At 65.4% G+C, this 12,769-nt stretch carries 12 protein-coding genes; 7 read left to right on the forward strand and 5 right to left on the reverse strand.

Annotated features, from left to right (window positions below; translation table 11 throughout):
• The first annotated feature begins 181 nt into the window (after positions 1–181).
• The 4 genes from J5J86_RS03305 (at position 182) to J5J86_RS03320 (ending at position 3,638) form a co-directional block, all read left to right on the forward strand.
• Positions 182–1,678 (forward strand): sensor histidine kinase, encoded by a 1,497-nt coding sequence (locus J5J86_RS03305; RefSeq protein ID WP_209103479.1) that lies wholly within the window; start codon positions 182–184, stop codon positions 1,676–1,678.
• A complete protein-coding gene (locus J5J86_RS03310; RefSeq protein ID WP_209105215.1) occupies positions 1,678–2,331 on the forward strand; it encodes a response regulator transcription factor in 654 nt (217 codons plus the stop codon). The genes J5J86_RS03305 and J5J86_RS03310 overlap by 1 nt, the downstream gene beginning before the upstream one ends.
• Positions 2,332–2,430: 99 nt before the next feature.
• On the forward strand, positions 2,431–2,817 hold the full coding sequence (locus tag J5J86_RS03315; protein ID WP_247658403.1) for a response regulator transcription factor: 387 nt from the start codon (positions 2,431–2,433) through the stop codon (positions 2,815–2,817).
• A 305-nt stretch (positions 2,818–3,122) separates the two neighbouring features.
• Positions 3,123–3,638: a Dps family protein gene (locus tag J5J86_RS03320; RefSeq protein ID WP_209103480.1), complete on the forward strand. Its 516-nt coding sequence runs from the start codon at positions 3,123–3,125 to the stop codon at positions 3,636–3,638.
• 282 nt (positions 3,639–3,920) lie between these two features.
• On the opposite strand, the gene J5J86_RS03325 is transcribed toward J5J86_RS03320, so the two are convergent.
• From J5J86_RS03325 to J5J86_RS03340, 4 genes are all read right to left on the reverse strand, one after another.
• Positions 3,921–4,208 (reverse strand): hypothetical protein, encoded by a 288-nt coding sequence (locus tag J5J86_RS03325; protein ID WP_209103481.1) that lies wholly within the window; start codon positions 4,206–4,208, stop codon positions 3,921–3,923.
• A gap of 152 nt (positions 4,209–4,360) precedes the next feature.
• Positions 4,361–4,732, reverse strand: coding sequence for an NIPSNAP family protein (locus J5J86_RS03330; protein ID WP_209103482.1), 372 nt, complete (start codon positions 4,730–4,732; stop codon positions 4,361–4,363).
• A gap of 101 nt (positions 4,733–4,833) precedes the next feature.
• Positions 4,834–5,235, reverse strand: coding sequence for a cupin domain-containing protein (locus tag J5J86_RS03335; protein WP_209103483.1), 402 nt, complete (start codon positions 5,233–5,235; stop codon positions 4,834–4,836).
• Between the two features lie 99 nt (positions 5,236–5,334).
• Positions 5,335–6,564 (reverse strand): ABC transporter substrate-binding protein, encoded by a 1,230-nt coding sequence (locus J5J86_RS03340; RefSeq protein ID WP_209103484.1) that lies wholly within the window; start codon positions 6,562–6,564, stop codon positions 5,335–5,337.
• A gap of 338 nt (positions 6,565–6,902) precedes the next feature.
• Between J5J86_RS03340 and J5J86_RS03345 the strand changes: the two genes are divergently transcribed.
• On the forward strand, positions 6,903–7,724 hold the full coding sequence (locus J5J86_RS03345; RefSeq protein ID WP_209103485.1) for an IclR family transcriptional regulator: 822 nt from the start codon (positions 6,903–6,905) through the stop codon (positions 7,722–7,724).
• A gap of 288 nt (positions 7,725–8,012) precedes the next feature.
• Positions 8,013–8,789 carry an SDR family NAD(P)-dependent oxidoreductase gene (locus J5J86_RS03350; protein WP_209103486.1) on the forward strand — a complete coding sequence of 259 codons (777 nt, stop codon included), beginning with the start codon at positions 8,013–8,015 and terminating at the stop codon, positions 8,787–8,789.
• 45 nt (positions 8,790–8,834) lie between these two features.
• On the opposite strand, the gene J5J86_RS03355 is transcribed toward J5J86_RS03350, so the two are convergent.
• The gene (locus J5J86_RS03355) at positions 8,835–9,530 is read right to left on the reverse strand and encodes a helix-turn-helix domain-containing protein (protein WP_209103487.1); all 696 of its coding nucleotides are present in this window, start codon (positions 9,528–9,530) and stop codon (positions 8,835–8,837) included.
• Positions 9,531–9,986: 456 nt separating this feature from the next.
• Between J5J86_RS03355 and J5J86_RS03360 the strand changes: the two genes are divergently transcribed.
• Positions 9,987–12,755: a nitrate/nitrite transporter gene (locus J5J86_RS03360; RefSeq protein WP_209103488.1), complete on the forward strand. Its 2,769-nt coding sequence runs from the start codon at positions 9,987–9,989 to the stop codon at positions 12,753–12,755.
• Positions 12,756–12,769 lie beyond the last annotated feature (14 nt).

Below are 12,769 nucleotides of genomic sequence, written 5' to 3' on the forward strand. Positions count from 1 at the left end.
CGACACAAAGCCAGGGACCGGGACGCATGAGGCGCAAGACAGGAGATGGAGGGTTCGACATGGCGCGCGATCCGCTGGGATCGCGGGATCGGAGAGGGGCGACGAACACTCTGGATTCTTGCCCGGATCCGGCGCGACGCGGCCCTTCTGCCCCTCACACTGGCCAATGATCGAGGACGCCATGCCCGGCACGCGAAGCGCCCTGTTGCCTAAGCCCGAGCCGAAGGGAACCGGCTTTGTCGGGCAGCTGCTGGTGGCGTGCCTGTGCCTGGCGATCTTCCTGGTCGACACCGTGTCGCCCCTCGATATGGCCATCGCCGTGCTCTACGTGGTGGTAGTGCTGCTGTCATCGAACTGGTTCAAGAGCACCGGCCTGATGCTCATCGGTACCGGCTGCGTGGGGCTGGCGGTGATCAGCTTCTTTGTCATGCACGCGCAGGACTACAATCTGGCATCGGTCATGCGATGCGTGGTGAGCATCGCCGCCATCTCCGTGACGACCTTGCTATGCCTGCGCAACCTGGAGGCCACCGCTTCCCTGCGGGCGCAGGCCGCCCTGCTCGACCTCTCGCACGACGCCATCTTCGTGCGCGATCCCGCCGATGCCATCCTCTATTGGAACGTGGGCGCGGAGCGCCTCTATGGCTGGTCGCGGGACGAGGCGCTGGGCTTTGCGGCCACCAGCCTGCTGCGCACGGTGCTGCCGGCGCCGCGCGCCGAGATCATGGCGACCCTGGAGGCCACCGCGCACTGGGAGGGCGAGGTGATCCACACCACGCGCGATGGGCGCAAGGTCACGTGCCTCAGCCGCTGGTCGCTCCAGCGGGACGCGCGGGGGCGCAGCCAGGGCATCATGGAGACGAACCACGACATCACGGCGCGCAAGGCGGCGGAGAACGACCTGCACCGAGCGCAGGCGGACCTGGCGCATGTGACGCGCGTGAGCACCATGGGGGAACTCACCGCCTCCATCGCCCATGAGGTGAACCAGCCGCTGGCGGCGGTTGTCACCAATGGGGAAGCGTGCCTGCGCTGGCTGCGCCGGCCGGTGCCCGATCTCGGCGAGGCGGAAAACACGGTCACCCGCATGATTGCCAATGCCCGCCGCGCCAGCGAGGTGGTGGCGCGGCTGCGCGCCCTGGTGCGCCGGGGGGAGCCCGATCACCACCCCATCGCCCCGGCCGAACTCGTGGAGGAAAGCGTGCTGCTGCTGGAGCGGGAGCTGGCCAATCACCGCGTCCGGCTGGAGCTGGAGCTCGACCCCGATTTGCCCCCCATAAAGGGCGACCGGATCCAGTTGCAGCAGGTTCTGATCAATCTGGGGCTCAATGCCATCCAGGCCATGGACGCGGTGCCCGAGCAAGCCCGCCTCCTGACCATTCGCGGAACCCTCGCGGACGCCAGCCTGGAGCCCGAGGGGGATCGCCTGATCGCCCTGACGGTGGAGGATACGGGCCCCGGCGCGCAGTTGCAGCCCTTGGTCTCTCTTTTCACGCCCTTCGTCTCCACCAAGAAGGACGGGATCGGCATCGGCCTGTCCATCTCGCGCTCCATCGTCGAGGCGCATGGCGGCCGGATCTCGGCCGACTCCGCGCCGCAGGGCGGGCTGCGCTTCACCTTCACCCTGCCCGCCGCCGGCGAAACACCGCCGCCTCGCGCCAAGGAAACCCTGTCGTGATCAGCCGTCCGCACAGCCGAACCGCACCTGCCCCCGCAGCGCCCGTTGTGATCGTCGTCGACGACGACGCGGACCTGCGGGACGCCCTGTCCAGCCTGTTCCGGTCCATCGGGCTGGAGGTGGCGTCCTTCGCCTCCGCGGCGGAGCTTCTGGCCGCCAAGCTCCCCGACGCGCCCCGCTGCCTCGTGCTGGACATCCGCCTTCCCGGCGTCAGCGGCCTGGACTTCCAGAACCAGTTGACCAAGTCCGACCTGGACCTGCCCATCATCTTCATGACCGGGCACGGCGATATTCCCATGACGGTGCGGGCCATGAAGGCCGGCGCGGTGGACTTCCTCACCAAGCCCTTCCGCGACCAGGACATGCTGGACGCCGTCGCCGCGGCCATCGAGATCGACCGGGTCCGGCGCGCCGAGCGCGAGGCCGCCGCCCGGCTCCGCACGCTCTATGGGGGCCTGACCGAGCGCGAAAAGCAGATCATGGCGCTGGTGACATCCGGCCTCATGAACAAGCAGGTGGCCGGGGAAGTAGGGCTGAGCGAAATTACCGTTAAGATTCATCGCGGTAACGTCATGCGCAAGATGGAGGCCCACTCCCTGGCCGATCTCGTGCGCATGGCCGAGGCCCTCGGCGTCCGGGTGGAAAAGAGCTAGTGCGACAAACAAGTGTATAATTCAGGTGATGGGCGTGGGGGCCTATATTGAGTGCAAGGCGGTGCTCCCGTAGCGCCGCAGGATAGAGGTGTGTCGCTCGTGTCCCATGTCCCGATGATCACGATCATCGATGATGACGAATCCGTTCGCCTGGCCACCGAGAGCCTCGTGCGCTCACTCGGCCTGGGCGCCAGCGTGTTCGCGTCCGCCGAAGCCTTCCTGCGGTCTCCGGAGCGGCACTGCACGGCGTGCGTCATCACCGATGTGCAAATGCCCGGCATGAGCGGCATCGACCTTCAGGCGCGCCTGCGCACCGAAGGAGATCGGCTGCCCCTCATCTTCATCACCGCTTTCCCCGAAGAGCGAATCCGCAGCCAGGTGCAGGCGGCGGGCGCGGTGGGGTTCCTCGCCAAGCCCTTCGAGGGAGACGCCATGATTCAGTGCATCGACGACGCGCTGCGCGCCACGGGCCAGTCCCGCCCCTGAGCCTTCCGGTCACGATCGGCGTGCCACGGGCCCCGGCGCCCGGCGCCCGGCGGCGGCCCCGGGCTCTTCTGCTCCCCAATTGCAGCGCGGCATATTGGATTTGCACATCGACGCCATGCGTGCAGTCGATCCGCCCTCCCCTCTCGTAGAATCGGCGATCTGAGCTTCTAAACGATCGTATAGTCGCGCAAACCGATCGATCACTTACGCCCCCTCCGCCCTTTTCCTAAGGTGTTCCTGCTCACCTCGCGGGATTTGAAAGTCACCGCCGGTCGGCCTGAAATTCTCACGCAGGAATGACCATCATGAACACCCCTCTCGTGAAGGAGCGCCAGAAGGCGCCCCTCGCCACGCCGACCGACCTCGGGTCCAATGCCACGCGCGACATCGCGCCGGCCCTCACCCTTCTGCTTGCGGACATGTTTGCTCTTTATTTGAAGACGAAGAATTTCCACTGGCACATGTCCGGCCCCCACTTCCGCGACTACCATCTCCTTCTCGACGAGCAGGGCGAACAGATCTTCGCCACCACCGACGACATCGCCGAGCGCGCCCGCAAGATCGGGGGCACCACGCTGAGGTCCATCGGACACATCGCCCGCCTGCAGCGGATCGCCGACAACGATGCCGATTATGTGGATGCGCAGGACATGCTCGCCGAGCTCTGCGAGAACAACAAGGCCATCGTCACCGCCCTGCGCGAAGTCCATGGCGTGTGCGACGAATATGGTGACGTCGCGACTGCGAGCCTCATCGAGAACTGGATCGACGAGGCCGAGCGGCGCACCTGGTTCCTTTACGAAGCCACCCGCACCCGCTGACACCCTTCCTCCCGCCTGGCCCGCCGATCTCGCGTCGGCGGGCTTTTTTTTGCCCGCCGCTCCAACTCTCGCACGCCGCGCGCGGCTTCATGGCGCCAGGACGGCGTGTGCGCGCAATTGGCGGCGCGCGCGCCTATCATCGCCCCCGTCCCCACAGGGCGAACGAAAGGCGGGCCATCCCGTCAAACGTCAAAAAAACAAAAACCTCGCCGATCGCTCGGCGAGGTTTGGCGGTGTTTCAAGGGGGCGCCGTGGTGCCCCCTTCGAGGGGCAGCCGTCGGCTCAGTCCATATCGGCGTCGTGCGCCGAGCCGGAATGAGGGTCGTTGGACTGGAACGGCGCCTCATTCACATAATAGGGACCGGGGGTGCCGAAGGTGCTGGGCCGCACCTGTTCGCGCTGCTGGCGAACGGTGGCGGTGTTGGCGGTGGGGAACAAGGTCTCCTGGGCGGAGACCGCATACTGCTCCTGGTTCTCCGGGCCGATATAGATATCGGCGAAGGCCGCATTGGCCGAAGCAGCGAGGGTGAGAGCGATACCGGTGACGATGGTGAGGGTCTTGATGGACATATCGAACACTCCGTTGTCGATGGATGTAATGTGCCATCAGCCGCTCATCCGGAGTATTCTATGGACGTTCAGAGAAGTTATACGCGGATTTTCTCAATCCTATACGGGCGTATGCTTCGCCGCCCCTCAAGGTCAATAAGCATGCGCCCCCCTTACGGGGGTGGTGCAAAGGGGGGCTCAAGGGCCGGCTCAGCCCCCTTGAGCGCGCAGGGCCAGGGCGAAAAGGCGGTGGGGAGGAGAATGCGGTTTTCCATGGTCATGATCATAGGGCGAATTTTCGCGAGGCAGGCTTGCCAGGCGGGCTGCTGGGCCAGCTTTTCGCGACGCATGCGGCGCTCCTCCAGGTCCTCATAGGCCCAGAAATGGACGAGCTGGTTCTGCGTGCCGATTTCGGTGGTGAAGTATCCAAGAAAACCGCCCAGAATCTCCTTCTGCAGCGGCAAGCCCTCGGCGGCGTAGATCCGCAGATAGTCCGCCAGCACCGCATGGGTGTGCAGCACATACATCCGTTCTTCGACGATCATGGGGGCTCCTCGCCCTTGGCTTTGGGATGACGGGCGTTGCGATGTCAGGCGTGTGGGAAGGCGGGCGGCGAGGCCCGCCCCGATCGCGTCTGCTCCAGCGCCTATTTCAGTTCCTGGCCGGCCAGGTCCCCGTCCAGGAACTTGTTGGGACGCAAGAACATGGACAGGACGAGCGCGCCGTTGGGAGAGCGGGCCACATGCTGGTTGCCCGCCGGACGCCAGACATAATTGCCGGCCAGCGCCTCGCCCTCGCCATCCACGATGCTGCCTTCCAGCACATAGGTCTGCTCGATCTCCACATGCTCGTGGCGGGGCAGCACGGTGCCCGGCTCCCAGCGGAACAGGGCGGTCATCAGGCCGGTCTCCTCGTCGATGAGGAGGATCTTCATGTCGATGCCCTTGGTGGGCGTGGGCTTCCACGGCAGGCGCGACACGTCCACGTAGCGGGAATCCGTCGGCGCGAGCTTGTCCTCGCCGGCAAGGCCGGGGGTGATGGCGACCATGATCTGCTCCTGAAAGGGTGCGGGGTTGGGATGTGCAGGGCCTTCGGCCGGGGGCGCGATCCCCGGCCGCGCCTGTGTTCGGGCTGCGGGCCGCCGGTGTCAGTTCGGCTTCACGAGAGCGCACGCCGGATCAAGCGCCTTGAAGGCCTGATCGGCAGGGGTCTCGCCGATCTTGGCATAGAGGTCCCAGGGCCCGTGGGATTCCGCCGGCGTCTTCACCTTGAACAGATACATGGGGTGGAGCTTGCGGCCGTCGATGCGCACGGAACCCTTGCCGAAAGCGGGATCGTCGGTGGGCAAGTCCTTCATCTTGGCGACGATGGCGCGCCCGTCCGCATCGCTGTTCAGGGCGGCAACCGCTTTGAGATAATGCAGCACGCCGGAATAGACGCCGGCCTGGAAGGAGGTGGGCATGGCGCCGCCATGGCGCTCGGCGAATTTCTTGGCGAAGGCCCGTGTCTGGTCATTGAGGTCCCAGTAGAAGGGCTCGCTGAGATAGAGCCCCTGCCCGCTGGTGAGGCCGAGCGACTTGATGTCGGTGAGATAAACCGCCAGGGCCGCGAGCTTCTGGTTGCCCTTGGTGATGCCGAACTCGGCGGCCTGCTTCATGGAATTGGTGAAGTCGCTGCCCGAATTGGCAAAGCCGATCACCTGCGCGCCCGAACCCTGGGCCTGGAGCAGGAAGGAGGACAGGTCAGACGTGCTTAAGGGGTGGCGCACGGAGCCCACCACCTTGCCGCCAGCCGCCTTCACGATCTGCCCGGCCTCGCGCTCCATGTCGTGGCCGAAGGCATAGTCCACGGTCACGAAATACCAGCTCTTGCCGCCGGATTTGAGCACCTCGGTGGCCGTGCTCTTGGCCAGCGCATAATTGTCCAGCGTCCAGTGCACATGGTTGGGGGTGCAGGAATCCCCCGTCAGGCGATTGCTGTTGGAGGTGGCGATGACGGCCACCTTGTTCTTGTCCTTCACCAATTGGACGATGGCGAGCGAAATGGAGGAATTGGGGATGTCGGCGATCATGTCCACGCCGTCCACGTCCAGCCATTTGCGGGCGATGTTGAGCCCCACGTCCGGCTTGTTCTGGTGGTCGCCGACGATCACCTCAATGGGCGTATTGCCGATCTTGCCGCCGAACTCCTCCACCGCCATCTTGGCCGCCACCACCGAGCCCGGCCCCGCCATGTCCGCATAGATGCCGGACTGGTCGTTGAGCACGCCGATGCGCAGGACGCCATCGGTGAACTGAGCGTGAGCCGCGGACGCGGCGAACAGCGAAAGGGTGCCCACCGCCATGGACATCCATGTGCGGGCCGATACGCGCTTCATCTTCAAGTCCTCCCCCAACCATGGACCGCCTGAGGACGCTCCATGCTCACCCGTCTGCGCGGGCCGTTTCGCTCATTGGACGGCGAATAATTCAAAAATCTCAATATAAGAGATTTTTGTCAATCTCTCCTACACCCCTTCTGCGCCGGTTTTTTCCGCCTCCCACTGCGATCCATCAGGGCGGAAGGGGCACCCAGCCGCACAGACACCGTCTCGCCTGTGGTACGCGGCCGCCGATTTGCAACTCTTCGCAAATTTCAATTGCCGGAGGGGCGGCTATAATGACCGGCAAGGGTGCGTCCCGTGCGCGCCGGCCCCGCCAGCCGAGGAACGGTGCCATGAGCAGTCTCGACAAGATGCTGAAGGTCCTCGACCTGTTCGGCGAGGATCGCATGAGCATCCAGCTGGAGGATGTGCAGGCCACCGGCGCCTCCCGCGCCACGGCTTATCGCTACATCCAGTCTCTGTGCGATGCCGGGCTGCTGGCCCCCACCACCGGCGGCTCCTATGTGCTGGGGCCGCGCATCATCGAGATGGACCGCCTGGTGCGCCGGGCCGATCCGCTGCTCACCGGCGCCGGCGGCCCCATGCGGGATGTGAGCGCGCGGCTCGGCATCAATGTGATGCTGTGCAGCTATTATGGCGACAAGGTCATGTGCGCCGACATTGTCTGGCCCGAGCGTTCGGTGCCGGAATATTACGAGCGGGGCCGGCCCATGCCCATGTTCCGGGGCGCCATGGCCAAGACCATCCTGGCCCATCTTACGCCCTATCAGCTGCGCAACATCATGCTCTGGCACGGGGACCAGGTGCGCGAGGCCGGGCTGGGGGAGAATTGGGAGCAGTTCCGCGCCAACATGTCCCGGCTGCGGCGCGACGGTCATTGCATCACCCAGAGCGAGGTGATTCCCAATCTCGTGGGCATTGGTGCTCCGGTGTTTGATGCGGAACGGCGCATCCTCGGCAGCGTGGTGTTCGCGGTGCCCCTGGCGCGGTTCGATGCCGCCGACAAGGAGGCCCTGGTGAACGAGATCAAGCAATTGGCGGCGCGCATCACCAGCGCCATCGCCGGCGAGGCCGGCGCGCGCCCGGCCCAGAGGGCCGCCCGCCCCCGCAAGATCCGCACGCCGCCAGTGGAGGAGGGTTCGGCTGCCGAGTGAGCTGCGCCCCCTGGCGAAGCAAGACAAGGCCCCGCCGCCGCGGCCGAAATCCACCGCCAGGGAGTGCCAAAGGCGGGGATGCAAAGGTTAAATTAAAAATCTCCTATTGTGCGATAATTGTTTTATCTTAACCTGAGGCATCAGTCGGCTTCTGTGCGTCGCGTCTCACGGTTTGATCCGCCCCATTGATCGGGGCCATCGCCGACGCACCGCAGGCCGGCTGGACCGAAACTGTCGGCGCAGACGCCTGAAGAAACAGGCGCGGGGCCTAGGGGGAGAAGGCACATCATGAGCGAACTGCAGGGGCGCGTCGCGCTGGTCACCGGGGCGGCGCGCGGCCAGGGCGCGGCGGAAGCGCGGCTGTTCGGCCGGCAAGGCGCCACCGTGATGGTCTGCGACGTGCTCGCCGCCGAGGGCGAAGCCTTCGTGCAGGAGCTGGCCGCGGAGGGGATAGAGGCCCGCTTCCGCCCCCTCGACGTCACCGACGAAGCGGACTGGGACGCCACCGTGGAGGCGATCCGGGCCTGGAAGGGCCGCCTCGACATTCTCGTCAACAATGCCGGCATCATCAATCGCAGCACCGTCGCCGATACTGCGCTCGCCGCCTGGGAGCGCCTGCTCAAGGTGAACCTCACCGGCGCCTTCCTGGGGATCCGGGCCGTTGCGCCGCTGATGGAAGCCTCCGACGGCGGCAGCATCGTCAACATCTCGTCCAACAGCGCCTTTTCCGGCCATTACGACCCGGCCTACACCGCCAGCAAATGGGGCCTGCGCGGCCTCACCCGCAGCGCCGCCATGGAATATGCCGCGCGCGGCATCCGCGTGAACGCGGTGTGCCCGGGCCTGGTGGTGACCGCGCTGAACGCCACGAGCCCGCATCTCCAGCCCATGATCGGCATGACGCCCATGGGCCGCAGCGGCACGCCGGAGGAGATTGCCGAACTGGTGCTCTTCCTCGCCTCCCCCCGCTCGGCCTTCATCACGGGGGAGGATTTCGTCATCGATGGCGGGTTTACCGCCGGGGCCGCCTATCGGCGCGTGGCGGTGGAGACCGGGATCTATTGAGAGGCCGTGTGAGCCGGGCTGGGCGTTCGCCCGCCGGTGTGGCTCTCACTCGGGGCCGTCGATGAGCGGGTTCGGCCGCGCGAACGCGGCAAGGGCCTCCGGCTCCCCGATGCGGATGGCGGGGCCGACGCTGGTGACGCCATAATCCCGCAGGGTCGAGAAGGCGCGGGAGAGGTTTTCCGGCGTCATGCCGAGGAGCGCGGCGAGCTTGCGCTTCTCCACGTCCAGCTCCACTGCCGCGCCGGCGCCGCTCCTGGCGCTCTCCTGGAGCAGCCAATTGGCGAGGCGCTCAGCGCCGGAGCGCAGCTTCTGGTTCTTCACCTCCTTGATGGTGCAGCGATAGCCCCGCGCCAGCTCCGCCACCACCGCACGCGTGAACCCCTCGTCCGTCCCCATCGCGGCCCGCACATGGGCGGCGGGAATCATCAGGAGGCGGGATTTCAGCACCGTGCGGGCGGATTGCAGATAGACCTGATCGGTGAGCACAGCTGCCAGGATGAAGGTGCCCACCGGCCGCACCAGGGAAAGCGTCGTCTCGCGCCCGCCATGGGTGGCGAACATCTCCACCAGCCCGTCCACCACCACATGCAGGAAATCGGCGGTATCGCTTTCGGTGATGAGCGTGACGCCGGGGGGAAAGCGTTGCAGGAGCACGCCCCGCATGATCTTCGCAAAGGTCTCCTTGCGGGCATCCTGGAACAGCGGAAGCTGCCGGACGGCATCCACATCCTCGGTCTTCATTCCACCTCCCCGGCGCGCGGCACGATTAGAAGCCGATCTCCGGCATAAGAATCAAGCCGGGGCGACAAGTTCCCTGCGCAGGGCACAGCCGGACATTCTGCGCGGGGCCGGCGCCCGGGGCGGGACCGGGGATAGCCAGGACCACGGATGATTGATAAAGATCAATCAATACATAAAGATAAGTCAATCTTTAGTTTTAAGTAATATAATTGACGCACAAACCAAATATAACTCTCATAAAATTCGTAAAACTATTCATTCAACCTGATACAAATCAAAGTTAGGCCCACAGATATCCGCCATTTTGCTTCCGCACGCCGCAAACGTGCGTTTCGGGCGCGATCGGATCGTGGCGCCGCCTCAGGGCCTGCCATGATCGCCCATCGGCCACCAACATCTTGAACGGGTTCGGACTTCCGCTCTTGGGGAGGCCGGCTCCGAGCGCGAGATCGAGCCATGCAGACATCTTCGGATGTGACCCCCGCCGACCAGCGGACCTCTCTCACCCTAAGTACACTCGCCTTCACCGTCTGCTTTGCGGTGTGGACGATCTTCTCCATCATCGGCATCCGCATCCGCCAGGATCTGGGGCTGACCGATACGCAATTCGGCCTCCTGATCGGCACGCCCATCCTCACGGGCTCCCTGATCCGGGTGGCGCTCGGCATCTGGACCGACCTTTATGGTGGCCGCGTCGTCTTCACGCTCACCATGCTGGCGGCGGCGGTGGCCACCTTCCTGCTCACCTATGCCGGAACCTATCCGCAATTCCTGTTGGCGGCGCTGGGGGTTGGCATTGCCGGCGGCTCTTTCGCGGTGGGCGTCGCCTATGTCTCGCGCTGGTATCCGGCGGAAAAGCAGGGCACGGCACTCGGCATATTCGGCGCCGGAAACGTGGGTGCGGCGGTCACAAAGTTCCTGGCGCCCTTCGTGCTGGTCGCCTTCGGCTGGCAAATGGTGGCGCAGGTCTGGGCCGCCGCCTTGGTGGTCATGGCCCTCATCTTCTTCGCCTTCACGAAGGATGATCCAGTCCTGGTGGAGCGGCGACGCCTGAAGATCCGCCCCAAGAGCGCCTGGCTCGAGCTGGAGCCGCTCAAGAATGTCCAGGTGTGGCGCTTCTCGCTCTACTATTTCTTCGTCTTCGGCGCTTTCGTCGCCCTGGCACTGTGGCTGCCGCAATATCTGGTGAAAGTCTACGGGCTGGACATCAAGACAGCCGGTATGATCGCGGCCTTCTTCTCGGTGCCGGCCAGCATCTTCCGTGCCTATGGCGGGCATCTGTCCGACGTCTATGGCGCCCGGCGGGTCATGTACTGGACCTTCCTGGTGGCGGTGGCCGCCACCTTCGTCCTGTCCTATCCGCCCACCGATTATGTGGTGCGCGGCATCAACGGCCCCATTGCCTTTCATATGGAAATGGGGGTGGTCGGCTTCACCGTGGCGGTGTTTGTGCTCGGCTTCTTCATGGCGCTGGGCAAGGCGGCCGTCTACAAGCACATCCCCGTCTATTACCCGAAGAATGTGGGCGCCGTGGGCGGCCTCGTGGGCATGATCGGCGGCCTCGGCGGATTCGTCCTGCCGCTGATGTTCGGGGTGCTGAACGACCTGACCGGGCTTTGGACGAGTTGCTTCATGCTGCTCTTCGTCATCGCCGTGATGGCGCTCACCTGGATGCACCTATCCATCCGCCAGATGGAGAAGGAAGCCTCCGGCGACGTCCTCAAGGCGCTGCCTGAACTGCCGGAGATGCAGGGCCTCGCGCCCGTGCCGCCCGCCCCTCTCCCCGCCAAGGCCAAGGCGCGCGGCGCCGTCCTCGTCGACTGGCGGCCGGAGGATCCCGCTTTCTGGCAGACGACCGGCCGGTCCATCGCGCGGCGCAATCTGTGGCTCTCCATCCCCGCGCTGCTCTTGTCCTTCGCCATCTGGCAGGTCTGGTCGGTGGTGGTGGCCAAGCTCCCGCTGGTGGGCTTCCGCTTTACCACCGAAGAGCTGTTCTGGCTCGCCGCCTTGCCAGGGCTGACCGGCGCGACGCTGCGCATCTTCTATTCCTTCATGGTGCCCATCTTCGGCGGGCGGCTCTGGACGACGCTCACCACCTGGTCGCTCATCATCCCCGCGCTCGGCATCGGCTATGCCGTGCAAAATCCCGACACGCCCTATGTGGTGCTGCTGATCCTGGCGCTCCTGTGCGGCTTTGGCGGCGGCAATTTCGCCTCCTCCATGGCCAACATTTCCTTCTTCTTTCCCAAGAAGGAGAAGGGCAACGCGCTCGCGCTCAATGCCGGCCTCGGCAATCTTGGGGTCAGCGTGGTGCAGTTCGTGGTGCCGCTCGTCATCACCCTGGGGCTGTTCGGCGGCCTCGGCGGCGATCCGGCGCTGGTGAAGACGGCGGCGGGCCCGGCGCCGGTCTGGCTGCAGAATGCCGGCTTCGTCTTCGTGCCCTTCATCGCCCTGTCGGCGTTTGCCGCCTGGTTCGGCATGAACGACATCGCCTCCGCCAAGGCCTCCTTCCGCGAGCAGTCGGTGATCTTCCAGCGCAAGCACAATTGGATCATGTGCTGGCTCTACACGGGCACGTTCGGCTCCTTCATCGGCTATTCCGCCGGCTTCCCGCTGCTCACCAACATCCTCTTCCCGGATGTGAACGCCCTCCAATACGCCTTTCTCGGCCCGCTGGTGGGGGCGCTCGCCCGTTCCGGAACGGGGTGGCTGGCGGATCGCTATGGCGGCGGGCGGGTGACCCTCTATGTCTTCCTGCTCTCCATGGCGGGGGTGAGCGGCGTGCTGTGGTCTATCGGCATGCGGGCCGAGCCCTGGGCCTTCTCCACCTTCTTTGGCTCCTTCCTGGTGCTGTTCTTCGCCACCGGGGTGGGCAATGCCTCCACCTTCCAGATGATTCCGGCCATCATGGCCAAGGAGATGGAGCGCCTCCTGCCCAATGCCGACGCGGAGACGCGGCGCCGGCAGGCGGAAAAGGAGGCGGCGGCCATCACCGGCTTCACCTCCGCCATCGCCGCCTTCGGGGCCTTCTTCATCCCCAAGGGCTACGGCACCTCCATCGCCCTGACCGGCTCGCCGGAGGCCGCGCTCTGGGCCTTCCTGATCTTCTATGTGAGCTGCCTCCTGATCACCTTCGCCGTCTACACCCGCAAGGGCGGCCTCCTGCATGACATCGAGCGCGGGATCACCCCGCGCGCCATCCCCCGTCCGGCCACGGCCGCGTAACGGAAGGCATTCCC

The sequence above is a fragment of the Aquabacter sp. L1I39 genome (assembly GCF_017742835.1).
Lineage (GTDB): Bacteria > Pseudomonadota > Alphaproteobacteria > Rhizobiales > Xanthobacteraceae > L1I39.